This window comes from Kitasatospora sp. NPDC051914 (genome assembly GCF_040680995.1).
Taxonomy (GTDB): domain Bacteria; phylum Actinomycetota; class Actinomycetes; order Streptomycetales; family Streptomycetaceae; genus Kitasatospora.
In genome coordinates, this window is record NZ_JBFAXX010000047.1 from 1 (window position 1) to 24,648 (window position 24,648).

Here is a 24,648-nt window from a genome sequence, read left to right on the forward strand (position 1 = left end):
GCGTATGTGTGGTTGAGGGGTGATATCAGGTGTCCGCTCCCTAGCCCGGCGCTCTGGGCCCCGGGCCCGCCCCCCCCCCGCCGCGCCCCGGCCCCCCCCCACGGCCGTGTCGTGATCGGATCGGTGTGCCGGCCGGTGGGGCCGGTCGGGAATCGGTTCTTCCCGCCGCGCACCGCGCACACATTCTCACTAGCCTCTCGTATGTTCGGCAAGGCGGCAATCCCGGAGTGCCGTCCGGGTGTCACAAAGATGGGGAGCGGGTAACGGTTCGTACACGTTTCACGACGGTCCGAGCTCGAACCAGGTGACCTTGCCGTCTCCCCGGAGCTGCACTCCCCAGTCGTCCGCCAGGGCCTCCACCAGCAGCAGACCGCGGCCCGAGGTCGCGTACTCGGCCGGGCTGCGCCGCCCCGGGACGCGCGCCACGCCATCGCGGACTTCGATCCGCAGCAGCCGGTCGGGAGTGAGCACGGCGTCGAAGACCGCGCGCTGCCCGGTGTGCACCAGTGCATTGGTGACCAGTTCGGTGGCGAGCAGTTCGGCCGTGTCCACCGCCTCCGGCGGCACGCCCCAGCGGTCGAGCGCGGCCCGCAGCCGGCGGCGGACCGCCCCCACGGCGGCCAGGTCGGCCGGTTCCAGGGCGGCGCGCAGCCGGTGGTGGAACGCGCAGCCGGGTTCGCGCACCGGTGGCGGCGCGGTGGCGGATGCGGTGGCGGGGCCCGCCCCGGGCGCGGAGGCGGATGGCGGCGCGTCGTCGGGCGCCGCCCTGGGCGCCGGCGGCCCGGCCGCCCGGTCCGCAGCCCCCGTACCGGCCGCCGGGCCCGATCGGGAGGCGTCCGTCCGGCCGGCCGGTCCGCCCGCGCCGCCGCGGCCTCCCGGTGGGCCCGCCGCGCTCGCCGAGGCCGCCGAATGCGCCGCGCCGGTGGCACTGGTCGCGCCACTGCCGCGGAATTCTCCGGGGCCGCCCGGGCCGGAGCCGGAAGCCGCCGACCGCTGGCGCGGAAATCGTGCCTGACCGTCCATCAAAACGCCCCCGCCCTGCTCAGGAACGCCCCACCGGTCCCCCTCCGGGGCGTCCAGCCGTCGAAAGTCCTCATGCCCATTCCAGGCCGCACCCAACAGTCCGTACCCGGCCATCCGGGGTGAAGCGGGGCTCGGGGGGCGCACCGTGATCCACTCCGCGGCCGGGGGGAGGTTTGGCTCCCCGGCCGCCGCCGTCCGGGGCGGCCGCGGCCGCCCCGGCACCGGGTTCAGCCGCTTTCCGGCACGGGCGGGGCGCCGGGCCCGGCCCGACAGGCAGGGCGCCCCGGGGAGAGCAACGCTGGACAGGCAGGGCTCGGCCGGGTTCAATGGCCGAAGATGTTTGAACGACGTTCTAACCGTGACCACCGGCGGAGCGAGGAACCGTGCGACTGACCCCCACCGAGCGGGACCGGCTGCTGATCTTCACAGCGGCCGAGCTGGCCCGCGCCCGCCGTGCCCGCGGCGTGAAACTGAACGTGCCCGAGGCCACCGCGCTGATCGCCGACACCGTCTGCGAGGCCGCCCGCGACGGCCGCCGGCTGGCCGAGGCCATCGAGGCCGGGCGGTCGGTGCTCTCCGCCGACGACGTGCTGCCCGGCGTGCCCGACGTGGTCACCGTGGTGCAGGTCGAGGCCGTCTTCGACGACGGCACCCGGCTCGCCGTGGTCGACGACCCGTTCCGCGGCGCCGGCTCACTGGGCGACGACGCCCCCGGCGCCGCCCTGGCCGGTCCCGGGCACGGCTACGACCCGATCGAGGAGACGGTCGTGCTGTCCGTCCACAACACCGCGGCCGTGCCGATCTCGGTCACCTCGCACTTCCACTTCTTCGAGGCCAACCCGCGCCTCGCCTTCGACCGCGCCGCCGCGTACGGCACGCACCTGGCCGTGCCGGCCGGCTCCTCGGTGCGGTTCGACCCGGGCGCGACCGTCGAGGTCGGCCTCGTCCCGATCGGCGGCGAACGGGTCGCCATCGGCTTCGCGGGCCTGGTCGACGGACCGCTGGACGCACCCGGCGCCAAGGAGGCCGCCCTGGAGAAGGCGCGCGCCACCGGCTACCTGACCAGCTTCGACGACGCGGAGGTCGAGTCGTGACAGCCATTTCCCCCCACGACTACATCTCGGTGCACGGCGCCCGCACCGGCGACCGCATCCGGCTCGGCGACAGCGGGCTGATCATCCGGGTGGAGTCCGACTCGCAGGAACCGGGCAACGAGTTCCTGGCCGGCTTCGGCAAGACCGCCCGGGACGGCCTGCACCTCAAGGCCACCGCGATCCGCGACACCTGCGACGTCGTCATCAGCAACGTCGTCGTGATCGACGCCGTCCAGGGCATCCGCAAGACCTCGATCGGCATCCGGGACGGCCGGATCGTCTCGATCGGCCGGGCCGGCAACCCGGACACCATGGACGGCGTCGAGGTGGTCGTCTCCACCGGCACCACGATCGTCTCCGGCGAGGGCATGATCGCCACCGCCGGCGCCATCGACACCCACGTCCACCTGCTCTCGCCGCGGATCATGGAGGCCTCGCTGGCCTCCGGTGTCACCACGATCATCGGCCAGGAGTTCGGCCCGGTCTGGGGCGTCGGCGTCAACTCCCCCTGGGCGCTGCGGCACGCCTTCAACGCCTTCGACGCCTGGCCGGTCAACATCGGCTTCCTCGGCCGCGGCTCGTCCTCGGACCCGGCGCCGCTGATCGAGGCCCTCGCCGAGGGCGGCGCCTCCGGCTTCAAGGTGCACGAGGACATGGGCGCGCACACCCGCGCCCTGGACACCGCACTGCGGGTCGCCGAGGAGTACGACGTCCAGGTCGCCCTGCACACCGACGGCCTGAACGAGTGCCTCTCGGTGGAGGACACCCTCAAGGTGCTGGAGGGCCGCACCATCCACGCCTTCCACATCGAGGGCTGCGGCGGCGGGCACGTGCCCAACGTGCTGAAGATGGCCGGTGTGGAGAACGTCATCGGCTCCTCCACCAACCCCACCCTGCCCTTCGGCAGGGACGCCCTCGGCGAGCACTTCGGCATGATCGTCTCCGCGCACGACCTCAAGGTCGACCTGCCCGGCGACGCCGCGATGGCCCGCGACCGCATCCGGGCCGGCACGATGGGCGCCGAGGACGTGCTGCACGACCTCGGGGTCATCGGCATCACCTCCTCCGACGCCCAGGGCATGGGCCGGGCCGGCGAGACGGTGCGCCGCACCTTCGCGATGGCCGGCAAGATGAAGGCCGAACTCGGCCCGATGGACGGCGAGGGCTCGTACGGCACCGCCGCCGGCGGCGACGACAACGAGCGCGTGCTGCGCTACATCGCCAAGCTCACCGTCAACCCGGCGATCGCCCACGGCCTCTCCCACGAGGTCGGCTCGCTGGAGGTCGGCAAGCTCGCCGACATCGTGCTGTGGCGGCCCGACCACTTCGGCGCCAAGCCGCAGCTGGTGCTCAAGGCCGGCTTCCCGGCGTACGGCGTGGTCGGCGACCCCAACGCCTCCACCGACCGCTGCGAACCGCTGGTGCTCGGACCGCAGTTCGGCGCGCACGGGGCCACCGCCGCGGACATCTCGGTCGCCTTCGTCTCGCAGGCCGCCGCCGAGGCCTCCTACCTGGACGTCGCCGGCGACCAGCTGCCCACCCGCAGGCGCCGGGTGGGTGTCCGGAACACCCGCGGGATCGGCCCCAAGGACATGGTCCGCAACGCCCGCATCGGCCACGTCCAGGTGGAGGCCGCCACCGGTCTGGTCTCGCTGGACGGCGAACCGCTGCGCTCCGAGCCCGCCGACAGCGTCTCGCTCAGCCGCCTCTACTTCCTCTGACCCCCACCACTGATTGGGAACGCACCCTCATGACCACTCCCGCCCAGCTCGGCTTCCGGATGCCCGCCGAATGGCACCCCCACGAGCGCACCTGGATGGCCTTCCCCACCGCCAACCCCACCTTCGACTCCCCCGAGCACCTGCACGCCGGCCGCGAGGCCTGGGCGGAGGTCGCCAACACCGTCGTCCGGTACGAGCCGGTGACCCTGGTGGTCAACACCGGTGAGACCGAGGAGGCGCGGAAGTACGTCGCCCCCGAGGTGGAGATCGTGGAGCGCCCGCTGGACGACGCCTGGATGCGCGACATCGGCCCGACCTTCCTGGTCGACGGCAAGGGTGCGGTGGCCGCCGCCGACTGGATCTTCAACGGCTGGGGCGCCCAGTCCTGGGCGCGCTGGGACAACGACCAGCACGTCGCCGAGCACATCACCGGCCTGACCGGTGTGCAGCGCTTCGCCTCCCGGCTGATCAACGAGGGCGGCGGCATCCACGTGGACGGCGAGGGCACCGTCCTGGTCACCGACACCGTGCAGCTGGGCGAGGGCCGCAACGCCGACTGGACCCGCGAGGAGGTCGAGGCCGAGCTGCACGCCTTCCTCGGCACCACCAAGGCGATCTGGCTGCCGCGCGGACTCACCCGCGACTACGACGAGTTCGGCACCCGCGGGCACATCGACATTGTCGCCTCCTTCGTCCGCCCCGGCGTGGTCGTCGCGCACGTGCAGCCCGACCCCGAGCACCCCGACCACGAGGTGTGCCGGGAGCTGGTGGCGATCCTGCGGTCCTCCACCGACGCGCAGGGCCGCACCCTGGAGGTCGTCGAACTCCCCGCCCCCACCGTCCTGCTGGACGAGGAGGGCGAGCCGGTCGACTACTCGTACATCAACCACTACGTGGCCAACGGCGCCGTGATCCTCTGCGCCTTCGACGACCCCCGCGACCAGGAGGCGGCCGCGATCCTCGCCGAGGCCTACCCCGGCCGCACGGTGGAGCTGGTCGACGCCCGCGAGATCTTCGCCAACGGCGGCGGAATCCACTGCATCACCCAGCAGCAGCCGCAGGGCTGACGAATGGTCGACTCTTCCGACAGGCCCGTCCGGGGCACCGTCAACGGTGATCGGGCGGGCCTGTCGGCCGTTCGGCCGGGGCCGCGCCGGTGTCGCCGGCCGAGGGGCGGGTGAGCGCGGCGGTGACGGCGTCGAGGTGGTCGGCCCAGCAGTCGCCCGGGGGCACGGGGCCGGCACCGCCGCCGTGGCAGCGGCCGCAGTGCCCGCACCGGCGGTAGCGCGGCACCGGATCGGGCGGGGTGACATGGCGCCGCGGTTCGCGGTCGGGACCGGTGGGCGGATTCAGCACGGGTCCTCCTGGACCTCGGCCCAGACGACGGTGCGACCGGCGCCGTCGGTGGCGCCCCAACGCGCCACGGACGCAAGGGCCCGCAGGACGGCGGCCCACTGCTCGTCGGTGCACCGCTCCGGGATCGACACGGTGATGCGGACAGTGCCAGGGGCGGTCCGGGCGGTGGTCGCGACCTCGCCGGTGGCCCGTTCGAGGGCTTCGCGCAGGACGTTCGCACGCACGCTGACCTGCACCGCCCCTTCCCTAGTAACAGACTGGAACTGTACTAATAGACTAGTGGCCGGACGGATACTCTGTCACCTCGCAGTCACACAGTGAGAGGACACAGGATGAGTCAGGACAGCTCGCCGCCCCCGTACCTCCGGGTGGCCGAGCAGCTCCGCCAGCGCATCCAGTCCGGCGACCTCGCTCCGGGCGACCTCCTGCCCTCCCTCTCCGAGATCCGCGAGGAGACCGGCTTCTCCGGCACGGTCGGCCAGCGCGCCTACGCCGTGCTCGTCGACGAGGGCCTGGTCGTCGCCCGCCCCGGCCGCGGCCACTTCGTCCGCTCACAGGAGGAGCGCCCCCTGCTGGTGCGCCGTCCGCGGGTCGCCCCCGGCTCCGGATCGCCGACCGCGGCACTGCTCGACGCCCAGGGCGTCCGGGCCAGTTGGGACAGCGAGTCGACCACGGCCCGCGCCGACCTGCGGATCGCCGATCGCCTCGGCATCGCCGCCGGCGACCCGGTGATGCACACCTCGTACGTCTACCGGGCCGACGGCGAGCCGGTGCAGCTCGCCGAATCCTGGGAGCCGATGGCCGTCACCGGCGGCACCCTGGTCGTCCTGCCGGAGGCCGGCCCGTACGCGGGCATCGGCGTCGCCGAGCGGATGGCGCTGATCGGCATCGAGGTCGGCGTCCCGGTGGAACGGGTGGTCGCCCGCGGCGCCTCGCGCCCCGAGGCCGCCCTGCTCGGCACCACCCCCGCCGCACCGGTGCTGGCCGTCGAGCGCACCCACTACGACCCGGCCACCGGCCGCGCGGTGGAGACCGCCGACATCGTGCTGCTCGGCAGCCGCTGGGCCGCCGAGTACGGCACCCGGCCCGAGCCCGCAGCACCTTCCGACTCCACGGACGCCGCCGCCGACCGGGGCTGACCCGCAGCCGTCCGACTCCCCGTCACCGGCGGGCGCACGCCCGCAGGCCGCCGCGTTCGTTGATCGTTCATCCGTGTCCGGATTTCGGTCTGTCGACCGGCCCCCGCCGATGGACGGTTCCGCGCCCGCACCCCGCCTTGCCAGCATGAGTCCCGCCCGCGACGGCGCATATGCCAAAAGCACGTGCCGTTGCCGATGCATCGTCAGATCCGCGTCATCAGGGGGGAACCACCCATGCCCGAAGCCGGTCACCGCACCGAGCTGACCCGCCGTCGAATGCTGCAGGGCGCAGGCGTCGCCCTCACCGCCGCCGTCGGCACCGCCGTCATCGGCCTCGCCGGACCGGGCGGCACCCCGGCCGCCGCGGCCGGCCCCGGCGGCGGCGACACCTTCGACGAGCTCTACAAGGGCCGCCGCATCCAGGGCCGACCGGCCTCCGGCGGCGGCCACCACCACGGCAGCGACTACACCGTGCTGATCGACGGCGAGGAGCTGCACGTGATGCGCAACGCCGACGGCACCTGGATCAGCGTCGTCAACCACTACCAGCCGCACCAGACCCCGCGTGCGCTCGCCCGCGCCGCCGTGGTCGAACTGCAGGGCGCGGCGCTCGTCCCGATCGCCTGACCCGACCGCCCCTCCCCCGCACCACCCATCCGCACCTCCAGGAGGACACCATGGCGGTCCGCAAGAACCAGGCAACCCTCACGGCCAAGGAGAAGCGCGACTTCGTCGACGCCGTGCTCCAGCTCAAGCGCCTCGGCCGCTACGACGCCTACGTCAGCACCCACAACCGCTTCATCGTCAGCGACACCGACAACGGCGAGCGGACGGGCCACCGCTCGCCGTCGTTCCTGCCCTGGCACCGCAAGTTCCTGCTCCAGTTCGAGCAGGACCTGCAGTCCGTCAACCCCTCGGTCTCCCTGCCGTACTGGGACTGGACCGCCGACCGCACGGCCGGCGCGGGCCTGTGGGCCGACGACATGCTCGGCGGCAACGGCCGCTCGGGCGACAACCGCGTCACCACCGGCCCGTTCGCCGCCGGCGGCGGACAGTGGACGATCACCGTGCGGCCCGACAGCCGCGACTACCTGCGGCGCTCGCTCGGCACCGGCGTCGCCCAGCTGCCCACCCGCGCCGACGTCGAGTCCGTACTGGCCGTGCAGACCTACGACGCGGCCCCGTGGAACAGCTCCTCGGCCGGGTTCCGCAACCAGCTCGAGGGCTGGCGCGGCGTCAACCTGCACAACCGGGTGCACGTCTGGGTCGGCGGCCTGATGGGCACCGGCATGTCGCCCAACGACCCGGTCTTCTGGCTGCACCACTGCTTCATCGACAAGCTGTGGGCCGAGTGGCAGCGCCGCCACCCCCGGCAGGGCTACCTGCCGACCACCGCCACCACCAACGTGGTCGCACTCAACACGGCGATGAAGCCGTGGAACGACACCACCCCCGCCGACATGCTGGACCACACCCGGTTCTACACCTACGACTCGGCGTTCTGATCCGCCCCGGCCGGGCCTGACCGGGCCCGGCCGGACGAGTGATTGTGCGTGCCGCGGTGCCTGCCGGACGGTGTCCGGCGGGCGCCCCGGCACGGGGCACGGTGTCATGAGGGCATGACCACACACTGGCTGATCCAATTCACCGACGAGCTGATGCGCCTCACCGAGGACCTCGACCAGGAACAGGCCGCCGAGTTCGTCCGCAAGGTGTACGAGGCGGGCCGCACCGCCGGACGCCAGGAGGCCGCCGAGGGCCAGGAGCACAGCGGCTGGTGAACCCGGGCCCGGCCGGGGCGCAGGACCGGGAGCCGCGGCAGGGGTCGACACCCGCGGCCCGGGGCGGCGCCCTATCGTGGGGGTCGGACGGCGGGACCGGGCAGAACGAGTCGGTCGGGACGGGCCCTGCGGGACGGGTCGGGTCAGCACGAGCCGGGCAGGCCGAGGAGGAGCAGCAGATGGCGGAGCCGCGGGCGCGCCGGCCGGCACGGCCCCGCGAGGAGGTCTTCGCGACCGCACGGGCCGCGATCGCCGAGCACGGACTCGACAAGCTGACCATGGCCGGCCTCGGCAAGCAGCTGCAGATGAGCGCCGGCCATCTCCTCTACTACTTCGGCAGCAAGGACCAGCTGCTGCTGGAGACCCTCCGCTGGAGCGAGGACCAGCTCGGCGAACGCCGGCGCGAGGCGCTGGCGCGTACCGACCTCACCGTCCGGCAGCGGCTCGCCGCGTACGGCGATCTCTACCTGCCCGAGGGGCCGGGCGATCCGCGCTGGATCCTCTGGGTGGAGGTCTGGGGGCGCTCCCCCGCCAGTGCCGAGATCCGGCAGGGCCAGCTGGAGATCGAGGCGCCCTGGCAGGCCGACCTGGTCGCGCTGATCGAGGAGGGCGTCGCCGCCGGCGACTTCCGGGTGGCGGCCGGCCCGGACGCCGCCGGTCCGGCGGCCGCGGTGCAGGACCGGGCACGGCAGATCCGGGCGGTGCTCGACGGCTTCGCCGTCTCCCTGGCGATCGGCCTGCCCGGAGCGGACCGCGCGGACGCGATCGCCCAGGTGGCGTCCGTGACGGCGGCTCTGCTCGACTGATCCCGGGTGACCCGTCAGGGGCGCCCGTCCGCCCCGGTCCGGTCACTCAGTCCAGAGTGCGGCGGCCGTCCGGTCGTCCGCGTAGCCCTTCGCCCGGACCTGTACCTGGCGCAGGAAGTCGACGGTGCCCGGCGGGTGCGGGTGGGCCCAGTGGTCGGAGAGGAAACGGGCCACCGCGGGCTCGTCCGCGATCGGACCTGCCAGGCCTGCCGTGCAGAGCAGCAGGATGTCGCCGGTCGTGGCGGGCACCATCCGGAACCGGAAGGACCGCGGCGCTGCGGCGGGCGCCACGGGCGGCTCCCCGCCCGGGTGGTGGAGCAGCCGGGCGGCGTACGCGTCGATCCAGTGGCCGGATCGCAGCAGGTAGAGGCCGCCCGGGCCGGTGCCGAAGGCGGCGCGGTGGCCGGCCTCGCCGTCGAGCGGGACGAGGAGGCAGTGCAGTGCTCCGGAGTCCTCCGTGTCGCCTTCACCCCGGTCCGTGTCACCGGCCGGGCGGAGCGGTGCGGCCGCGCCGACCGTGAGGCGCTGCAGGCCGTAGCGGAGCCGGTCGCGGGCCCCGGCGCGCAGGTCGGCGGCGAGCTCGGTCCGGCTGCGTCCGACGGCGGCGGCCAGCTGCCGGGCGGCCTCGGCGGCGGCTGCGGCACCGGTGGCGGCGTCCGTGCCGCGGGCCGGTGAGGCGATCACGGCGAGCAGCAGGCCGTCCTCGCCCTCGCCGAAGCGGGTGACCAGCAGGGAGTCCCGCCGGGGCTCGCCGCGGAACCGTGCGGAGTCCCCGCGTACGGAGGCCGCGCGCACTGTCGCGGGGCCGTACTGGGCTCCGTCGAGGACGGTGTCCGGGACGACGGCTGCCAGGCCGGCGGGGTCTGCGGCGGGCAGCGCGGTCGGCTCCGGCCCGTAGGTCGGGGGCCGCTCGCCGACGTGCGGCACGGGCGGCTCCAGGGGAGGCCGGCGCGGCGCGGGCCGCGGCGGCGGCTCCGCGGCGGCGGTCGGTGCCGGGGGCGGCCCGGCCGGTGCGGGTACCGGTGCGGGTTTCGCGGGCTCTGCCGGAGGGGCGGGTTCGGGTTCCCGGGGGGTGAGCTTGCGCAGGACGACCGTCGGGCCGGGCTCGGGGGCGGGCTGCCGTGCCGACCGGTCGACGGTGTGCAGGTCGAGGGTCGGGTCGGGCTCCGCATCCGCGTCGGGCTGCTGCGCCGCTGCGGCCTGCTGGGCTGGTACGGCCTGCTGGGCTGGTACGGCCTGCTGGACCGGCTGCTGCTGCGGGGCCGGCCGCGGGTCGCCGATCACGCCGGCGGCGGTGTCGAACCAGTCGTCCACGCTCGTGGTGTCGGCCCCGGGTGTCCGGCCCGGCTGCGGTGCGGGCTGCTCGGCGGGCCCGGGAGGCGGAGTCCGTACGGCCTGCGGCGGGACGCCCGGCGGATGCGTGGGCGCAGCCGGTGCGGGTGCGGGGGCCGGAGGTATCGGCGAAGGCGCGGCGGCCGGGGGCTCGGCGGCAACGGGCGGCGGGGGTGCAACGGGCGGGGCCGGGGTTTCCGCGGCCGGGGCCGGGGCGGCGGGCCGGGGTCCGATCATGCCTGCCGCGGAGTCGAACCAGTCGTCGACGCTGCCCTCGCCTGCGGCCGCCCCGGGGGCGTCCGGCAGAGTGCCTGCCGGGCCCGCGTAGACGGAGTGCCACCAGCCGTCCTCCGGCCGATGGTGCGGGGCTGCACCCTGGTTGCTCACGTAGTGGCTCCTCGTGCCGTGTCTGCCGTCCGCCGAGCGGACCGGTCGGCCGGACTCGGTGGTCATTCTCCCGAAGGAGAACGACGGTGTCCGGCTTTCGGGGACACCGGACCACCCGCCGAGTGCAGTGCCGGGCGCGACCCGACGGGATTCGGCCACCCGTGCAGTGATCGTCCGGCTGTCCGAACCGGAGGTGTCCGACTGGGGTCCGGGTGTGGTTGCGAGGGCCTTCCGGCCCTGAAACCGTGGACCAAGAGGGGACCGCTTCACCCCTTCGGCTGATTAATATGTGCGCATGAGCGTGCCAGCATCCGCGACCGGTGAACCGGTGCGGTCCCTCCGCACGGGCAGCCGCCCGGCCGTGGTGCTGTGGGCGCTGCTCGTCGTCGGTCTGCTGGCGCTGCTCCCCTGCGCAGGAACCGCGAAGGCGGTGAGCTCGCACGCCCCGTCCGCCCCTCCGGCCACGGCCGCCACCGGGCCGCACGTCTCCGACGCGGCCCCGGCCCCGCAGCGCACCGCGCACTCCGCGGCGCTCCGGGCCGACGACGGCGGGCACCACGTGTGGTGCTCGGCGGACGGCAGCCACCCCGGGCCGGGGAAGGGCTGCACCAGCCACCCGTTCCGGGGGCTGGAGGCGCAGCTGCCGAACGCCCCGCCGCACCCGCTGCCGGTCGCACTCCCGCAGCTGGTGGCGGTGCGTGCGCTGCCCGCAGCCGTCCCGCCCGGCACGTCGGCCGGGCCGGCCCCTGCGCCCGACCTCCACGTGCTGCAGGTCCACAGGTCCTGAGCGGAACCCACCGCCGGCCGTGACCCGTGCCCCGCGTGCCGGGCCGTCCGGCGGCTCCGCTGCCCCCACCACCTCTCGCCCCACCGCCGTGCCCGCGTGCACCGCGGAGACAAGGACACACACTCATGGGTTCCGCCTCCAGGCAGTCCAAGCCGTCGAAGTCGTCCGGCAACCCCGGCAACCGGCAGAGCCACAACGAGCGCCAGGCCGACCGCCGCGCCCGGATCGCCGAGCTGCGCGAGGCCGAGAAGCGCCGCGACCGCCGCAACAAGATCCTCGCGTTCAGCGTGGCCGGCGTGCTGCTGGCCGGCATGATCGGCGCCGGCACCTGGATAGCCCTGGACGCCAAGCACGACCAGGACGCCAAGGAAGCCGCCGCGAAGGCCCCGGTCTCCGGTGTGCAGACCTACGACAACCTCTCGCGCAACCACGTCGAGACCAAGGTCACCTACGCGCAGACCCCGCCGGTCGGCGGCGACCACAACCCGCGCTGGGCGAACTGCATGGGCGACGTCTACGACAAGCCGCTGGCCAACGAGAACGCCGTCCACTCGCTGGAGCACGGCGCGGTCTGGGTGACGTACAACTCGAAGGCCTCCGCCGACGACATCAAGAAGCTCTCGGAGAAGGTCAAGGCGACGCCGTACAGCTTCATGAGCCCCTACCCGGACGAGAAGAGCCCGATCACGCTCTCCGCCTGGGGCACCCAGCTGAACGTGGACAGCGCCAGCGACCCGCGGGTCGAGCAGTTCTTCACCAAGTACGTCCAGGGCCCGCAGACCCAGGAGCCGGGCGCGTCCTGCAGCGCGGGTGTGATGCAGTGATGACCGGCGCCGAGGAGACCTCGGCCACCCGGGTCGAGGAGCACGAGGGTGGGGCCGGCACCCCCCGCCGTTCCCGGAAGCTGCTGTGGTGGCCGGCGGCGATCGCCGCGGTGATCGCGCTCTGCCTCGGCGTGTCCGCGCTGGTCGCGGGCGGGTCGGACTCCGGCGGGTCCTCGGCGGCAGCGCCGACCACCGACTCCGCCGAGGCCGGGTTCGCCCGCGACATGGCGACGCACCACCAGCAGGCCATCGACATGTCCTTCATCGTCCGCGACCGGACGCAGGACGAGGACGTGCGCAACCTGGCGTTCGACATCATCAACACGCAGGCCAACCAGCGCGGCATGATGATGGGCTGGCTCGACCAGTGGGGTCTGACGCAGAGCACGTCCGCCAAGCCGATGGCCTGGATGGGGCACACCTACGAGGCCCACGACGGCTCGCTGATGCCCGGCATGGCCACCAACACCGACCTGGCCAAGCTGCGCACGCTCAGCGGCCGGGACGCCGAGGTGCTCTACCTGCAGCTGATGATCGAGCACCACAAGGGCGGCGTGGAGATGGCGCAGGCCTACGTGGACGCGGCCCGCAACGACGTCGAGAAGCGGCTCGCCCAGACCATGGTCAACGGGCAGAAGTCGGAGATCGACCTGATGACGTCGATGCTGGCCAAGCGCGGGGCGCAGCCGCTGTCCTGAGCGGACGGGCGGAGCGGCGCCGGCCGGAGCACGGTGGCGGGCGGGTCGGGTGCACGGCACCCGGCCCGCCCGCCGTTCTTCTGCTGCTCCGGCGGCGGCCGCCCGTCCCGGCGGTGCGGGCTCGGCGTCGGTGCCGGGCTCAGGGCCGGTGCCGGGCTCAGCGCCGGGCGGGCCGGGGCGGGCCGGCGGGCCGTGCGGCGGTGGAGAGGCGCACCGCGACCAGCGCCGTACCGGCGAGCAGCAGCAGGACGGCACGGCCTCCGGCGGCCGCACCCGCCAGGTGGACGCCCAGCACCGGCAGCGCCGTACCCAGGGCGGTGCCGAGGCTGCGCACCATGTTGACCATGCCGCCGCCGACCGCCGAGCTCTCGGCCGGGATCGACCGCATCACCAGGGCGTTGTTGGCGGGCAGCAGCAGCCCGAGGCCGTAGCCGGCGACCGCGAGCGGCAGGGGTGACAGCAGCGGGGACACCGGTAGCAGCACGAGGGCGAGCAGACCCGCCGTGGTCACCAGGGCACCGGTGCGCCCCCGTCGGGCGTCCGACCAGTGCCCGGGCAGCAGCAGACCGCCGACCGTCGCCGCCACCGCGAAGGCGGCCGGCAGGGCCGTGATCACCAGGCCCGCGGTCGCAGCCGACACTCCGGCGCCGGCCAGCATGACCGGGCCGAGGACCAGCGGGCAGAACAGCAGCAGGTAGCCGATCAGCGCGACCGCCAGGCCCGCCCGCACCCCGGGGGTGTTGACCAGGCCGGGGGCGATGATCGGGCGGTCGGCGCGCTGCTCCTGCCGCGCGAGGGCGACGGAGAACACCGCCGAGGCGGCGAGCAGGACGACCACGGCCCAGCCGGGCAGCGGCAGGCCGGAGGCGGTGGACAGGCCGAGCAGCAGCGTGGACGAGGCCGCCGCGAGGAGCAGGAGCCCGAGCAGGTCGAAGCGGGACTCGCGGTGGGTGCCGTGGCGGCCCGCGGGTCCTCCCCGTGCGGTGGTCGGGGGCACGGTGGCGGCCGGGGACTCGGCGGCGGCGGACCGGCTGCGGGGCAGCAGGAACCAGCCGGCCAGCATGCCGAGCAGGGCGATCGGGACGTTGATCCAGAACGCCCAGCGCCAGGACCCGTGCGCGACCAGCAGACCGCCGACGGTCGGGCCGAGCGCCAGGCCGAGCGCCTGCGCGGCCGCCTGGATGCCGAGCGCGGTGCGCATGGCCCGGCCGGGGACCCCTCGGGCGACCAGTGCGACACTGTTGGCCTGCATCATCGCCCCGCCGACCGCCTGGACGGCCCGGCAGACGACGAGCGTCCCCAGCCCTCCGGCGAAGCCGGCGGCGAGCGAGGCCAGCCCGAACACGGCGAAGCCGCCGAGGTACATGGTCTTGCGGCCGACGGTGTCCGAGAGCCGGCCGACCGGGGCCAGCAGCGCGACGAGCACCAGCAGGTAGGCGAGGGAGACCCAGGCGACCGCGGCGAACCCGGCGTCGAAGCTCCGCTCCAGGGCGGGGAAGACCAGGGCGGTGATGCTCGCGGTCAGCTGCCCGAGGAACGCGCCGAGGCAGACGGTGCCCACGGCCAGCCAGTGCGCGTGCCGCCAGCCGGCGATCGCACGGGGCCGCGGCCGCTCGGCCAGCTGCAGGACGCCGGCGACGAGGCGGGGGCGGTCGACGAAGGATGACACGGTGCCATGATATCTCTGCAACAGACATACTCGTAAACAGACTCTGTCGGCCTGCAGAACTGTCCGCCCCGAAGCCGGTCGAAGGCAGAGCGGCCGCGATCGGCCGCGGATCGTGTCGGAACACGACCCGCCCCGTCCCCGCAAAGATCGCCGGACGACCGGGGCCGCCGGTGAGCCGATACGCTGTCCGCCATGTCGGAGCCGTCCACCCCCGCACCGCGCACAGCGCCGCCGCCTCCCCTGCCTGCCGACGTGAGCGGGTTCTCCGCGGTCGAGGAGGCGCTGGCGATCGAACGGGCGCAGCGGCTGACCGATGTGATCACCCGGCTGCGCCGCGCCCTGCGCAGCAGCATCCGCACGGACTACCCGTGGGAATCGCTGCCGATGGCGCAGGTGGAGCTGCTGCAGACGCTGGCCGCCGCGCCGATGCGGGTCGGTGAGCTGGCGGCCCGCCAGCGCCTGGCGCCGAACACGGTGAGCGGCCTGGTCGGCAAGCTGCTGGAGGCCGGCTTCGTGGACCGGCAGGCCGACCCGGGCGACCGCCGCACGGCCCGGATCGCGCTGACGGACGCCGGCCGCCGCCAGCTGCTCGACTGGCGCCGGGCCCATGAGCGCCGCCTCGCCGACGCCCTGGAGAGCCTGTCGCCGGCCGACCGCGACGCCGTGATGGGCGCCCTCCCCGGCCTGGAGCAGCTCGCCCGGGCACTCGCCGGGGACGCCTCCGCCGAGGACCGTCCGACTCCCTGACTCCCCCACCGGGCCCGCGCACCCGTCCCCGGAGCCCGCGGAGCATCAGAACAGCGTGGCTCCGCGCTCGTGGTCGAGCAGCCAGCGCTTGCGGTCGACGCCCGCGGCGAATCCGGTGAGCGTGCCGTTGGCGCCGACGACCCGGTGGCACGGGCGGATCACCAGCAGCGGGTTCGCCCCGACCGCCCCGCCCACCGCCCGGACGGCCGTCGGCGGCAGGCCGGCCGCGGCGCCGAGCTCGCCGTAGGTGACGGTGCTCCCGTACGGGATGTCGTCCAGTGCGGCCCAGACCGTCTGCCGGAACGGGCTGCCCTCGGGGGCGAGCGGGAGGTCGAACTCGGTGCGGGTGCCGTCGAAGTAGGCGGCGAGCTGGCGGACGGCCGGGGCGAGGGCCTCGGTGTCGGGCAGCCACTCGGGCTCGGGTTCGGCCGGTGCCCCCCGCTTCCCGGGGGCCGTCACGGACAGCAGGGCGACCGGGCCGTCGCCGTCGGCCCGGCCGGCGAGCAACAGCTGCCCGAGCGGGCTCGGCATGGTGGTGAACACCGTGGTCATACCGCCACCTCCTCGGCGGGTGCACCGTCCTTCGGCAGCCCGGCCGGCACGGCCCGCACCGCCGCTGCCCGTCCCGCCGCCCGTTCCCCCGCGGCCGGCCGCGGCGCCGCATGTCCGGGCGCTGCGGCGGAGAGCCAGAGCCGGTGCACCGCGTACGAGCGCCACGGTGCCCAGGGCCGGGCGGCGGTCAGTGCCGCGGCCGGGTCGCCGGGGCGGCCGAGCCGCTGGAGTCCGTGCCGGACGCCGGCGTCGCCGGGCAGGAAGACGTCCGGGTCGGCGAGGGCCCGCATCCGCAGGTAGCCGACGGTCCAGGGGCCGATGCCGGGGAGGGCGAGCAGGTCGGCGGCGGCCTGCTCGCGGTCGACGCCGCCGTCCAGCCGGACGGTGCCGTCGGCGAGCGCCGTGCACAGGCCGCGCAGGGCGCGGCGTCGGGCGGCGGGCATGGCGAGGTCGGAGTCCTCGGCCTCGGCCAGGGCGGCCGGGGTGGGGAAGAGCAGCCGGAGGCCGCCACCGGGGACGGGCAGCGCGGCGCCGTACCGCTCGGCGAGCCGGGCGGTGAGGGTGCGGGCGGCGACGACGGTGACCTGCTGGCCGAGCACGGCACGGACGGCCAGCTCGTGCGGGTCGACGTGGCCGGGCGATCGGACGCCGGGCCGGGCGCGGACGGCGGCGCCGAGCAGGCCGTCCGCGGCGAGCTGTTCGTCGACGGCGTCCGGGTCGGCGTCCAGGTCGAGCAGGGCGCGCAGCCGGTGCACGGCGGTGGTGAGGTCGCGCAGGTCGGTGAGGGTGAGGCGGCAGTCGAGCCAGCCGCGGGTGGGTGCGTCGCCGGCGGCGAGCCCGTCGACCTCGGCGACCGCGTGGCCGTACGGGAGGGCGAGGGTGCGGCGGTAGGTGCGCACGCCGGGGCGGCTGCCGGGGACGACCTCCTCGATGCCGGGGACGGCGCGCAGCGCGAGGAAGTCCAGCAGGTGGTCGCTGTCGAGGGCGCCGCGGTAGGCGAGGCGCAGGGCGAGGGTGCCGGCTGCCGGGGCCGGGGCGGTGCGGCGGCCGGCGGTCTCGGCGCGCAGTCCGCTCGGGGTGCGGTCGTAGACCTCGCGGACGGTGTCGTTGAACTGACGGACGGAGGCGAAGCCGGCCGCGAAGGCGATCTCGGTGACCGGGAGGTCGGTGGTCTGCAGCAGCAGGCGGGCGGTCTGGGCGCGCTGGGCGCGGGCCAGGGCGAGCGGGCCGGCGCCGAGTTCGGCGGTGAGCTGGCGCTGGAGCTGGCGGGCGCTGTAGCCGAGGCGGTCGGCGAGGCCTGCGACGCCCTCGCGGTCGACGACGCCGTCGCCGATCAGGCGGACGGCGCGGCCGACCAGGTCGGCGCGGTGGTTCCACTCGGGGGAGCCGGGGACGGAGTCCGGGCGGCAGCGGCGGCAGGCGCGGTAGCCGGCGCCCTGGGCGGCCGCGGCGGTGGGGTAGAACGTGCAGTTGACGCGCTTGGGGGTCACCGCGGGGCAGCTGGGCCGGCAGTAGATGCCGGTGGTGCGGACGGCGGTGAAGAAGACCCCGTCGAAGCGGGAGTCCCGGCTGTCCACGGCCCGGTACCTGGTGTCGTCGTCGATCACGCCCTCCAGTCTGCGCCATCCCCGGGGGGCCGACTGGCGGGATTCGGACATCACCGTGGGGGGCTGGTTGTCGCCCGCTCGCCTCCGGGCTGTAACTCGCCCGCTCGCCTCCGGGCCCTCTGAACCCGGCGCCGACGGTCGTCCCTCCGTCGCTGCGCTCCCGCGCTCCTCCCTTTCGACACCGGCGGGCCCTTCGGCTCGGGGCGGGTGTCGCCCCCCTCGCTCCTCGCTCTCAACACCGGCGGGCCCTTCGGCTCGGGCGGGTCCGGGCCTTGCCGTGCCGTTCGGCAGGGAGCGTCGCGCGGTGCGGCTGCGTCCGGTGTGTGCCGATTTCTGGGAGCGCTCTCAACTGCTCGACGCACCCGATAGGCTTCGATGCGAACCGTTCCGTGAGAGGAGCCCAGGGTGTCGCAGCACCAGCCCACCGGCGCCGGACCCTCCGCCGCCCAGCCCTCCGGCGGCGCACCGTCCTCCGGCGGGTCCCGGCACGCCCGGGCCGCCGGCCGCCCCGTACCCGGGGCTGCAGGCAGTGACCCCGGCCGCAGCGAGCCGCCGGGGGCTGCGCCGAGACCGACCCTGGAGTCCGTCGCCGAGCTCGCCGGGGTCTCCCGGGCCACCGCATCCCGCGTGGTCAACGGCGGGGCCGGGGTCCGCGCCTCGCTGCGCGAGAAGGTCCAGCGGGCGGTCGAGGAGCTGGGGTACGTCCCCAACCTGGCGGCCCGCACCCTGGTCACCCGCCGCAACCACGCGGTGGCGGTCGTCGTCGCCGAGCCGGAGAGCCGGCTGTTCTCCGACCCGTTCTTCGCCCAGCACCTGCGCGGCATCTCCCGCGAGCTGTCGGCGGCGGACAACCAGATGGTGCTGCTGCTCGTCGAGGACCAGGACGACTATCAGCGGGTCGGCCGCTACCTGGCGGGCGGCCACGTGGACGGCGCCCTGCTGTTCTCTCTGCATCACAGCGACCCGCTGCCGGACATGGCACGGAGGGTCGGGCTGCCGTTCGTGATAGGCGGACGCCCCGGCTGGCCCGGCGCCGAGTCCGACCGCGAGCTGGTCTACGTCGACAGCGACAACCGCGGCGGCGGGCGGATCGCCGTCCAGCACCTGCAGTCCATCGGCCGGACCACGATCGCCACCATCACCGGCCCGCTCGACCAGACGTCCTCCCTCGACCGGCTCGACGGCTACCGCGACCTGCTGCCCGACGGCGACCCCGACCTGATCGCCGAGGGCGACTTCACCCCGGACGGCGGCGGCCGGGCCATGGCCGAACTGCTCGCCCGCCGGCCCGACCTGGACGGCGTCTTCGCCGCCTCGGACGCGATGGCCTCCGGCGCGCTGCGGGTGCTGCGGGCTGCCGGCCGCCGGGTCCCCGAGGACGTGGCCGTGGTCGGCTTCGACGACGTCGAGCAGATCTCCGCCTGGACGGAGCCGCCGCTCACCACCGTCCGTCAGGACATCGAGGACATGGGCCGTCTGATGGCCCGCCTGCTGCTGCGGCGGCTGTCCGGCGCGGCCGAGCCCGCCACCGGCCGGCGCGGTCCGACCTCGGTGATAACCCCGACCCGGCTGGTGGTCCGCGGTTCGGCCTGACCGCCACCGGCAGCGCCCCGGACCGGGCGTCAGCTCTCTTCGCCGCCCGGACGGTTCGTACGCATGGCAGGATGCCCGCATGAGGTCGGGACTGCCGTTCGGGGAGAGACTCAGGGCCGAGCTGGGGCCGCCGGGCCCGGCGCGCAGGCTGACCAGCAGCCCGCGGTCGCGGGTGTGGCGGGTCGAGGTGTCCGGCACGCCCGTGGTGGTCAAGCAGCTACGGGACGCCCCGGAGGCCGCCGAGCGGTACGCGCGCGAGACGGCCGCGCTGGAGCTCGCCTCCCGGGTCGACCCGCCCGTGGCACCGCGGCTGCTCGGGGCCGACCCCGAGCAGCGGGTGCTCGTCCTGGAGCACGTGGAGCACCGACAGCCCCGCGGGGACTGGGTGGTGGCCTACGCGGAGGCGCTGGCCCGGCTCCACGCGGCCGCCGGGCCCGCGGCGGTCGGCCGTCTGCCCGCCTGGTCGGGGCCGACGGCGCAGGACGCCGACGCCTTCCTCGCGCTCGCCCGGGCGCTCGGCGTCGCGGTGCCGTCCGGTGTGCCCGCCGAACTGGACGCCCTCCTGGACCGCCTGACCGGCACCCCCGGCCACGCCCTGCTGCACGGCGACCCCTGCCCCGGCAACGACCTGCACACCGGCGACGGCGTCCGGTTCGTCGACTTCGAACAGGCCTCGCTGGGCCACGGCATCGTCGAACTCGCCTATCTGCGCATCGGCTTCCCGACCTGCTGGTGCTCCACCTCCCCTCCCCCGGAGCAGTTGGAGGCGGCCGAGGCCGCCTACCGCGCCGCCTGGCACGCGGCGACCGGCACCGAGGTCCTGGGCGACCCGACCGACGCCTGTGCGGGCTGGCTGCTGCGGGGCGACGCCCTCGTCCAGCGGGCCCACCGCGGCGGCGTCGACCACCTGGGCCGGCTCCCGCACCGCGACTGGACCTGGGGCACCGCCACCGCCCGCCAGCGCCTGGCGCACCGCCTCGGGGTCGTCGCCCGGTCGGCCGCCGACACCGGCGGGCCGGAGGCCTTCGGGCGCCTGTGCACCGCCGTGCGCGACAGCATGCTCGCCCGCTGGCCCCGCCTCCGGCCGCTGCCCGCCGAGCGTCCCCCGGAGTAGTCGCGGGAGGGACGCCGCGGAGCAAGGCTCAGGACTTGTCCGCAGGATGCCCGTCGGCGGACGATCACCGGTGCGCACCTGGTCGCGCCGGTCCGCACGGGCACCGGGTTCGAGAACGACGTCCTGGTCGAACGCGAGGCGGCGGCACGGCGCGACGCCCGGCGGCAGTCGCCGTCAGTGGCCCGGCGGGCAGGACGGCCCCAACGCCATAGGATGAAATTGCCACGGCCCGGCGACCTGAAGGCAGTCGACATGGCAGAGCGTCACCTCAGAGTCCGGCGGCGAGCGGTCGCGTCGCCTGTTTCCGTCTGGGCCGTATTCGCAGATTTCCCGAATCTGGCGGGCATCTGGAGCGGCCTCAGGGGCTCTCGGGCCATCGGCGACCGGACCCGGGGTGTGGGTGCTCGCCGCCGGGTCGATCTGAAGCCGGTCGGCTCGTTGGTCGAAACGGTGACCGCCTGGGAGGAGGGCCGCACGCTCGCCACCGGGAACCGGCCGTCGGCCCTCGTGCCGATGAAACAGGCCGCGGCCAGGATCACCCTCGAGCCCGACGGTGACGGGACGGCCATCACGTTCGACTACAGGTACGTGCCGAGGGGCGGCCCGATCGGACAACTGACCGGTCCCGTGATCGACAGGATGCTGACGGGACAGTTCGAGAGCATGCTGGCCGCCGTCGACGAGGCCGCCCGCAGGTCGGGCTGACAGAACGGATCACCGCCCGTCCTCCCGGTGAGCCGGTGTCGTGGGCAGCCACGACGGTCGGTCCGGTGCCGGGGTCAGGCCGCCGGGGAGCGGCGGGCGCGGGCCCGGCTTCCGGCGGCGACGGCGAGGGCGAGCAGGAGCAGTGCGGTCGCGGCGGCGAAGGTGGTGCGGGTGCCGGTGGCGACGGCGGCGGGGCTCGCCGCGGTGATGTCGGCGCCGCCGGAGGCGAGGGCGAAGACCGCGCCCATCAGGGACGCGCCGGTGACCAGCCCGAGGTTGCGCGCCAGGTTGAGCATGCCCGAGACGACGCCCCGCCGGTCCGGGTGGACGTCCGCCATGACCGCGGTGTTGTTGGCCGCCTGGAAGAGCGCGTAGCCGGCGGTGACCACGACGACGGGCACGAGGTAGCCGACGGGGCCGAGCGCTGCGGGCAGGACGGCCAGCAGGGCACAGCCGGCGGCTGCCGCGGCGAGGCCGAGGAGGGTCATCCGCGGTGCGCCGAGGCGGTCCACGATGCGGCCGGCGGGGACGCCGGTCAGTGCGGCGACGAGCGGGCCGGCGGACATCGCGAGGCCGACGGGTGCCGCGGCGAGGCCGAGGGCGCGGGAGAGGTGGAAGGGCCCGACCACGAGGGTGGCCATCATGACGGTGGAAACCAGGGCGCCGGTGGCGAGGCCGGCGCCGAGGACGGGGTCGCGGAACATCGCCGGTCTGATCAGTGGTGCCGCGGTTCGCGTCTCGACGAGGACGAACAGGCCGGTGCCGAGGGCGGCTGCGGCGAGCAGGGCCAGGTTGAGCAGGCCGAAGCTGCCGCGTCCGGTGGTCATGGCGAGGGCGTAGGCCCCGAGGGTCAGGGCGAGCAGCAGGGTGCCCGCACGGTCGAAGCGGGGGCGGTCGGCCCCGGGCCGGGGGTGGTCGGCGGGCAGGTGGCGGTGGGCGAGGAACAGGGCGAGCAGGCCGAGCGGGACACCGGCCAGGAAGACGGCCCGCCAGCCGGGTCCGGAGATCAGCACGCCGCCGAGCGAGGGGCCGAGGGCGGTGCCGATCGCGGAGGTCGTCCCGAGCAGGCCCATGGCGCTGCCGGTCCTGGCGCGCGGCACGGTCGCTCCGACGAAGGCCATGGCGAGCGCTGTCATGGCGGCCGCGCCGAGGCCCTGGGCCGCCCGGGCGGCGATCAGCACCGGGAGCGAGGGGGCGAGGCCGCACAGCACGGAGGCCGCGGTGAACAGCAGGATGCCGCCGAGCAGCAGCCGGCGGCGGCCGGTGAGGTCGCCGAGCCGTCCGACGCCGACGATCAGGGTGGTCATGGCGAGCAGGTAGGCGAGGACGATCCACTGGACCTGCTGGAAGGAGGCGTCGAAGGCCTGCGCGAGGGTCGGCAGGGCCACGTTGGCGATGCTGGTGCCGAGCGAGGCGAGCAGGACGGCCAGTGCGAGGGCGGCCAGTGCCCGGCGGGCGGACGCGGGAGAGCCTGCTTGTACGGGGGTGCCGGCGGGTGCCGACGGGTCTGCGGGTGCCGGTGCGCCTGTGGGGGCCGGTGTGCCGGCGGGTGCGGGTGTGCCGGCGGGTGCCTCGGGGTCGTTGCCCGCCGCCAGGGTGTGGTGTGCGTCTTCCACCGCGGGTCTCCTTTCGCTCGCCGCTCACGGTGCGGCCGACCGGCGGGTTCGGCAAAGTAACCTTGCCGGTATGGCAAACGACGATGCCGAGGTGCTGGCCTCCGTGGGGCCGCGGCTGCGCGCGCTGCGCCGGAAGCGGGACATCACCCTGGCCCAGCTCTCGGAGAACACCGGTGTGTCGGTGAGCACGCTGTCCCGGCTCGAGTCGGGCGAGCGCCGGCCGACGCTGGAGCTGCTGCTGCCGCTCGCGCGGGCCTACCAGGTGCCGCTGGACGAGCTCGTGGGTGCGCCGCCGGTGGGTGATCCGCGGGTGCGGCTGAAGCCGATCAGGCGGGCGGGTGCGACGATCGTGCCGCTGACCCAGCACCCGGGCGGTGTGCAGGCGTTCAAGATGGTCATCCCCACCTCGCGCAAGGAGCCCGACCCCCGGACGCACGAGGGCTACGAGTGGCTGTACGTCCTCGGCGGGAAACTGCGGCTGGTGCTCGCGGAGCACGACGTGGTGCTGAAGGCGGGCGAGGCCGCCGAGTTCGACACCCGGCAGCCGCACTGGTTCGGCAGCACCGGCGAGGGCCCGGTGGAGATCCTCAGCCTGTTCGGCCCCCAGGGCGAACGGATGCACGTCCGCGCGAAACCCCAGGGCGCCTAGGGTCCTGTCCGGAACCCCTTACAGGCGTCGGGGGCCGGCACCGTCCTCGGCGAGTGCGTCGCCGGGGTTCAGCAGGGCGCAGGCCTTCATCGAGAGGCAGCCGCAGCCGATGCACCCCGTGAGTTCTGCCTCGAGCCGTTCGATGGTCTGCCGGCGCTCCTCCAGGCGGCGCTTCCAGCCGCGCGAGGCGCGCTGCCACTCCTGGTGGCTCGGCGGCCGGTCGAGCGGTACGTCGGCGAACGCCTCCCGGAGGTCCTGCAGCGGGATGCCGATCCGTTTCGCCACCGAGATCAGGGCGACCCGGCGCAGCATGTGCCGCGGGTAGCGGCGCTGGTTGCGCTCGTCGCGTTCGGACGCGATCAGGCCGAGTTCCTCGTAGAACCGCAGGGCGGACACCGCCGCCCCGGTCCGCGCGCTGACCTCGCCGATGGCCAGCCGGTCGTCGGGGGTGGCGCTGGCGCCGTCGGGCTGGTGGGTCGTCATGCACCGCCTCCTCTTGACCTCAAGTTTACTTGAGGCCCTACGGTCGGCTGCGCCAGAGCGGCGAGCAGTACCGACCCGGAGAGGACGGCAGCCCGATGACGTTTGTGATCGCCCTGCCCTGCGTGGACGTCAAGGACAAGGCGTGCCTGGACGAGTGCCCCGTCGACTGCATCTACGAGGGGGAGCGGATGCTCTACGTCCACCCCGACGAGTGCATCGACTGCGGTGCCTGCGAGCCGGCCTGCCCGGTCGAGGCGATCTACTTCGAGGACGACACCCCGGAGCCGTGGCGGCCGTTCAACACGGCGAACGCCGAGTTCTTCACCGACCTCGGCTCCCCCGGCGGCAGTGCGAAGCTCGGCCTGATCGAGAAGGACCATCCGATGGTGGCGGCGCTGCCGGTCCAGGACACCGTCTGACCCGCCGGGGGCGCCGGACGCCGCGCAATTCGGATGCGGGGCAATTCGGATGCGGGCCGTCCGTGTGCCGACCTAGTGTGGCGGGATGGACCGTACTGCCCACGAGGGCCTGCCGAAGGCCGAGTTCGCTTTTCCGGGGCCGCTGCGGGACGCCCTGGTCGGGGCGATCCTGGACGGCTCGAAGACCAGCACCACCGGGCTGCTGGTGGAGTACGAGAAGTTCGGTGAGGCCCTTCCCGAGGCCGGCCGGCTGGAGGCGGTGGTGGACTCGGCGGACCGCGTGGTTGCGGTGATCGAGCTGACCGAGGTGCGGATCGCGCCGCTCTCGGAGGTCGATCTCGCGCACGCCGTGGACGAGGGCGAGGGGTACACCTCGGTGGCCGAGTGGCGGGCCGGGCACGAGAGCTTCTGGCACGGCGCGGAGATCCGGGCCGAGCTCGACGACCCGGGGTTCACCGTGGACGGGTCGACGCTGCTGGTGCTGCAGCGGTTCCGCGTGGTGGAGCGGGTGGGCCCGGCCGTCGGGTGACGGCCGGGCCCACGGGC

27 protein-coding genes are annotated in these 24,648 nt (G+C 74.9%); 18 read left to right on the forward strand and 9 right to left on the reverse strand.

Features of this window, described 5'->3' with window-relative positions:
• Positions 1–279: 279 nt before the first annotated feature.
• On the reverse strand, positions 280–684 hold the full coding sequence (locus AB0M03_RS27350) for an ATP-binding protein (RefSeq protein ID WP_363495437.1): 405 nt from the start codon (positions 682–684) through the stop codon (positions 280–282).
• Between the two features lie 722 nt (positions 685–1,406).
• Here AB0M03_RS27350 and AB0M03_RS27355 point away from each other — a divergent pair.
• From AB0M03_RS27355 to AB0M03_RS27365, 3 genes are read left to right on the forward strand one after another with little or no spacing between them, the layout of a single operon-like run.
• Positions 1,407–2,117: an urease subunit gamma gene (locus AB0M03_RS27355; RefSeq protein ID WP_363495440.1), complete on the forward strand. Its 711-nt coding sequence runs from the start codon at positions 1,407–1,409 to the stop codon at positions 2,115–2,117.
• 5 nt (positions 2,118–2,122) lie between these two features.
• Positions 2,123–3,838 (forward strand): urease subunit alpha, encoded by a 1,716-nt coding sequence (locus AB0M03_RS27360; RefSeq protein ID WP_363495621.1) that lies wholly within the window; start codon positions 2,123–2,125, stop codon positions 3,836–3,838.
• A gap of 29 nt (positions 3,839–3,867) precedes the next feature.
• Positions 3,868–4,905 carry an agmatine deiminase family protein gene (locus AB0M03_RS27365; RefSeq protein WP_363495443.1) on the forward strand — a complete coding sequence of 346 codons (1,038 nt, stop codon included), beginning with the start codon at positions 3,868–3,870 and terminating at the stop codon, positions 4,903–4,905.
• A 40-nt stretch (positions 4,906–4,945) separates the two neighbouring features.
• Here AB0M03_RS27365 and AB0M03_RS27370 read toward each other — a convergent pair whose 3' ends face one another.
• Together AB0M03_RS27370 and AB0M03_RS27375 are read right to left on the reverse strand one after the other, a co-directional pair.
• Complete coding sequence (locus AB0M03_RS27370; RefSeq protein ID WP_363495446.1) at positions 4,946–5,194, reverse strand: hypothetical protein; 249 nt, start codon at positions 5,192–5,194, stop codon at positions 4,946–4,948.
• A complete protein-coding gene (locus tag AB0M03_RS27375; protein WP_363495449.1) occupies positions 5,188–5,430 on the reverse strand; it encodes a hypothetical protein in 243 nt (80 codons plus the stop codon). Before AB0M03_RS27375 ends, AB0M03_RS27370 begins: the two co-directional genes overlap by 7 nt.
• Positions 5,431–5,526: 96 nt before the next feature.
• On the opposite strand from AB0M03_RS27375, the gene AB0M03_RS27380 reads away from it, so the two are divergent.
• From AB0M03_RS27380 to AB0M03_RS27400, 5 genes are all read left to right on the forward strand, one after another.
• A complete protein-coding gene (locus tag AB0M03_RS27380; RefSeq protein WP_363495452.1) occupies positions 5,527–6,333 on the forward strand; it encodes a GntR family transcriptional regulator in 807 nt (268 codons plus the stop codon).
• A 234-nt stretch (positions 6,334–6,567) separates the two neighbouring features.
• A complete protein-coding gene (locus AB0M03_RS27385; protein WP_363495455.1) occupies positions 6,568–6,960 on the forward strand; it encodes a tyrosinase cofactor in 393 nt (130 codons plus the stop codon).
• A gap of 50 nt (positions 6,961–7,010) precedes the next feature.
• Entirely contained in the window at positions 7,011–7,838 is an 828-nt protein-coding gene (locus tag AB0M03_RS27390) for a tyrosinase family protein (RefSeq protein ID WP_363495458.1), read from the forward strand.
• Between the two features lie 114 nt (positions 7,839–7,952).
• The gene (locus AB0M03_RS27395) at positions 7,953–8,114 is read left to right on the forward strand and encodes a hypothetical protein (protein ID WP_363495461.1); all 162 of its coding nucleotides are present in this window, start codon (positions 7,953–7,955) and stop codon (positions 8,112–8,114) included.
• A gap of 179 nt (positions 8,115–8,293) precedes the next feature.
• Entirely contained in the window at positions 8,294–8,920 is a 627-nt protein-coding gene (locus AB0M03_RS27400; RefSeq protein WP_363495463.1) for a TetR/AcrR family transcriptional regulator, read from the forward strand.
• 42 nt (positions 8,921–8,962) lie between these two features.
• Here AB0M03_RS27400 and AB0M03_RS27405 read toward each other — a convergent pair whose 3' ends face one another.
• The gene (locus AB0M03_RS27405) at positions 8,963–10,639 is read right to left on the reverse strand and encodes a hypothetical protein (RefSeq protein ID WP_363495466.1); all 1,677 of its coding nucleotides are present in this window, start codon (positions 10,637–10,639) and stop codon (positions 8,963–8,965) included.
• Between the two features lie 295 nt (positions 10,640–10,934).
• Between AB0M03_RS27405 and AB0M03_RS27410 the strand changes: the two genes are divergently transcribed.
• From AB0M03_RS27410 to AB0M03_RS27420, 3 genes are all read left to right on the forward strand, one after another.
• Complete coding sequence (locus tag AB0M03_RS27410; RefSeq protein WP_363495469.1) at positions 10,935–11,426, forward strand: hypothetical protein; 492 nt, start codon at positions 10,935–10,937, stop codon at positions 11,424–11,426.
• Positions 11,427–11,551: 125 nt separating this feature from the next.
• Positions 11,552–12,250 carry a DUF3105 domain-containing protein gene (locus AB0M03_RS27415; protein ID WP_363495472.1) on the forward strand — a complete coding sequence of 233 codons (699 nt, stop codon included), beginning with the start codon at positions 11,552–11,554 and terminating at the stop codon, positions 12,248–12,250.
• The gene (locus tag AB0M03_RS27420; protein WP_363495475.1) at positions 12,250–12,948 is read left to right on the forward strand and encodes a DUF305 domain-containing protein; all 699 of its coding nucleotides are present in this window, start codon (positions 12,250–12,252) and stop codon (positions 12,946–12,948) included. The genes AB0M03_RS27415 and AB0M03_RS27420 overlap by 1 nt, the downstream gene beginning before the upstream one ends.
• Positions 12,949–13,105: 157 nt before the next feature.
• Here AB0M03_RS27420 and AB0M03_RS27425 read toward each other — a convergent pair whose 3' ends face one another.
• Positions 13,106–14,617: an MFS transporter gene (locus AB0M03_RS27425; RefSeq protein WP_363495478.1), complete on the reverse strand. Its 1,512-nt coding sequence runs from the start codon at positions 14,615–14,617 to the stop codon at positions 13,106–13,108.
• A 192-nt stretch (positions 14,618–14,809) separates the two neighbouring features.
• On the opposite strand from AB0M03_RS27425, the gene AB0M03_RS27430 reads away from it, so the two are divergent.
• Positions 14,810–15,364, forward strand: coding sequence for a MarR family transcriptional regulator (locus tag AB0M03_RS27430; protein WP_363495481.1), 555 nt, complete (start codon positions 14,810–14,812; stop codon positions 15,362–15,364).
• A gap of 45 nt (positions 15,365–15,409) precedes the next feature.
• On the opposite strand, the gene AB0M03_RS27435 is transcribed toward AB0M03_RS27430, so the two are convergent.
• Both AB0M03_RS27435 and AB0M03_RS27440 read right to left on the reverse strand, forming a co-directional pair.
• Entirely contained in the window at positions 15,410–15,916 is a 507-nt protein-coding gene (locus AB0M03_RS27435) for a methylated-DNA--[protein]-cysteine S-methyltransferase (RefSeq protein WP_363495484.1), read from the reverse strand.
• Positions 15,913–17,574, reverse strand: a complete 1,662-nt coding sequence (locus tag AB0M03_RS27440) for an AlkA N-terminal domain-containing protein (protein ID WP_363495487.1) — start codon at positions 17,572–17,574, stop codon at positions 15,913–15,915. Before AB0M03_RS27440 ends, AB0M03_RS27435 begins: the two co-directional genes overlap by 4 nt.
• A gap of 525 nt (positions 17,575–18,099) precedes the next feature.
• Here AB0M03_RS27440 and AB0M03_RS27445 point away from each other — a divergent pair.
• The 3 genes from AB0M03_RS27445 (at position 18,100) to AB0M03_RS27455 (ending at position 20,935) form a co-directional block, all read left to right on the forward strand.
• Positions 18,100–19,116, forward strand: a complete 1,017-nt coding sequence (locus AB0M03_RS27445) for a LacI family DNA-binding transcriptional regulator (RefSeq protein ID WP_363495623.1) — start codon at positions 18,100–18,102, stop codon at positions 19,114–19,116.
• Positions 19,117–19,195: 79 nt separating this feature from the next.
• A complete protein-coding gene (locus AB0M03_RS27450) occupies positions 19,196–20,230 on the forward strand; it encodes an aminoglycoside phosphotransferase family protein (RefSeq protein WP_363495490.1) in 1,035 nt (344 codons plus the stop codon).
• A gap of 252 nt (positions 20,231–20,482) precedes the next feature.
• The gene (locus AB0M03_RS27455) at positions 20,483–20,935 is read left to right on the forward strand and encodes an SRPBCC family protein (protein ID WP_363495493.1); all 453 of its coding nucleotides are present in this window, start codon (positions 20,483–20,485) and stop codon (positions 20,933–20,935) included.
• A 74-nt stretch (positions 20,936–21,009) separates the two neighbouring features.
• Here the strand turns inward: AB0M03_RS27455 and AB0M03_RS27460 are convergent, their stop codons facing one another.
• Positions 21,010–22,551 carry an MFS transporter gene (locus AB0M03_RS27460; RefSeq protein WP_363495496.1) on the reverse strand — a complete coding sequence of 514 codons (1,542 nt, stop codon included), beginning with the start codon at positions 22,549–22,551 and terminating at the stop codon, positions 21,010–21,012.
• A 70-nt stretch (positions 22,552–22,621) separates the two neighbouring features.
• Here AB0M03_RS27460 and AB0M03_RS27465 point away from each other — a divergent pair, with 70 nt between their 5' ends.
• On the forward strand, positions 22,622–23,200 hold the full coding sequence (locus tag AB0M03_RS27465; protein ID WP_363495499.1) for an XRE family transcriptional regulator: 579 nt from the start codon (positions 22,622–22,624) through the stop codon (positions 23,198–23,200).
• Between the two features lie 18 nt (positions 23,201–23,218).
• Here AB0M03_RS27465 and soxR read toward each other — a convergent pair whose 3' ends face one another.
• Positions 23,219–23,683: a redox-sensitive transcriptional activator SoxR gene (soxR, locus tag AB0M03_RS27470; protein WP_363495502.1), complete on the reverse strand. Its 465-nt coding sequence runs from the start codon at positions 23,681–23,683 to the stop codon at positions 23,219–23,221.
• A gap of 95 nt (positions 23,684–23,778) precedes the next feature.
• Here soxR and fdxA point away from each other — a divergent pair, with 95 nt between their 5' ends.
• Positions 23,779–24,102, forward strand: a complete 324-nt coding sequence (gene fdxA, locus AB0M03_RS27475; RefSeq protein ID WP_363495505.1) for a ferredoxin — start codon at positions 23,779–23,781, stop codon at positions 24,100–24,102.
• Between the two features lie 85 nt (positions 24,103–24,187).
• Positions 24,188–24,631, forward strand: a complete 444-nt coding sequence (locus tag AB0M03_RS27480) for an ASCH domain-containing protein (protein ID WP_363495508.1) — start codon at positions 24,188–24,190, stop codon at positions 24,629–24,631.
• Positions 24,632–24,648: the final 17 nt, after the last annotated feature.

Excerpts from the sequence above, each read along its gene's own strand:
- AB0M03_RS27365 (WP_363495443.1), top strand. The coding sequence starts at position 3,868 with ATGACCACTCCCGCCCAGCTCGGCTTCCGGATGCCCGCCGAATGGCAC.
- AB0M03_RS27380 (WP_363495452.1), top strand. The coding sequence starts at position 5,527 with ATGAGTCAGGACAGCTCGCCGCCCCCGTACCTCCGGGTGGCCGAGCAG.
- AB0M03_RS27385 (WP_363495455.1), top strand. The coding sequence starts at position 6,568 with ATGCCCGAAGCCGGTCACCGCACCGAGCTGACCCGCCGTCGAATGCTG.
- AB0M03_RS27390 (WP_363495458.1), top strand. The coding sequence starts at position 7,011 with ATGGCGGTCCGCAAGAACCAGGCAACCCTCACGGCCAAGGAGAAGCGC.
- AB0M03_RS27395 (WP_363495461.1), top strand. The coding sequence starts at position 7,953 with ATGACCACACACTGGCTGATCCAATTCACCGACGAGCTGATGCGCCTC.
- AB0M03_RS27400 (WP_363495463.1), top strand. The coding sequence starts at position 8,294 with ATGGCGGAGCCGCGGGCGCGCCGGCCGGCACGGCCCCGCGAGGAGGTC.
- AB0M03_RS27410 (WP_363495469.1), top strand. The coding sequence starts at position 10,935 with ATGAGCGTGCCAGCATCCGCGACCGGTGAACCGGTGCGGTCCCTCCGC.
- AB0M03_RS27415 (WP_363495472.1), top strand. The coding sequence starts at position 11,552 with ATGGGTTCCGCCTCCAGGCAGTCCAAGCCGTCGAAGTCGTCCGGCAAC.
- AB0M03_RS27420 (WP_363495475.1), top strand. The coding sequence starts at position 12,250 with ATGACCGGCGCCGAGGAGACCTCGGCCACCCGGGTCGAGGAGCACGAG.
- AB0M03_RS27430 (WP_363495481.1), top strand. The coding sequence starts at position 14,810 with ATGTCGGAGCCGTCCACCCCCGCACCGCGCACAGCGCCGCCGCCTCCC.
- AB0M03_RS27435 (WP_363495484.1), bottom strand. The coding sequence starts at position 15,916 with ATGACCACGGTGTTCACCACCATGCCGAGCCCGCTCGGGCAGCTGTTG.
- AB0M03_RS27440 (WP_363495487.1), bottom strand. The coding sequence starts at position 17,574 with ATGTCCGAATCCCGCCAGTCGGCCCCCCGGGGATGGCGCAGACTGGAG.
- AB0M03_RS27450 (WP_363495490.1), top strand. The coding sequence starts at position 19,196 with ATGAGGTCGGGACTGCCGTTCGGGGAGAGACTCAGGGCCGAGCTGGGG.
- AB0M03_RS27455 (WP_363495493.1), top strand. The coding sequence starts at position 20,483 with ATGGCAGAGCGTCACCTCAGAGTCCGGCGGCGAGCGGTCGCGTCGCCT.
- AB0M03_RS27465 (WP_363495499.1), top strand. The coding sequence starts at position 22,622 with ATGGCAAACGACGATGCCGAGGTGCTGGCCTCCGTGGGGCCGCGGCTG.
- soxR (WP_363495502.1), bottom strand. The coding sequence starts at position 23,683 with ATGACGACCCACCAGCCCGACGGCGCCAGCGCCACCCCCGACGACCGG.
- fdxA (WP_363495505.1), top strand. The coding sequence starts at position 23,779 with ATGACGTTTGTGATCGCCCTGCCCTGCGTGGACGTCAAGGACAAGGCG.
- AB0M03_RS27480 (WP_363495508.1), top strand. The coding sequence starts at position 24,188 with ATGGACCGTACTGCCCACGAGGGCCTGCCGAAGGCCGAGTTCGCTTTT.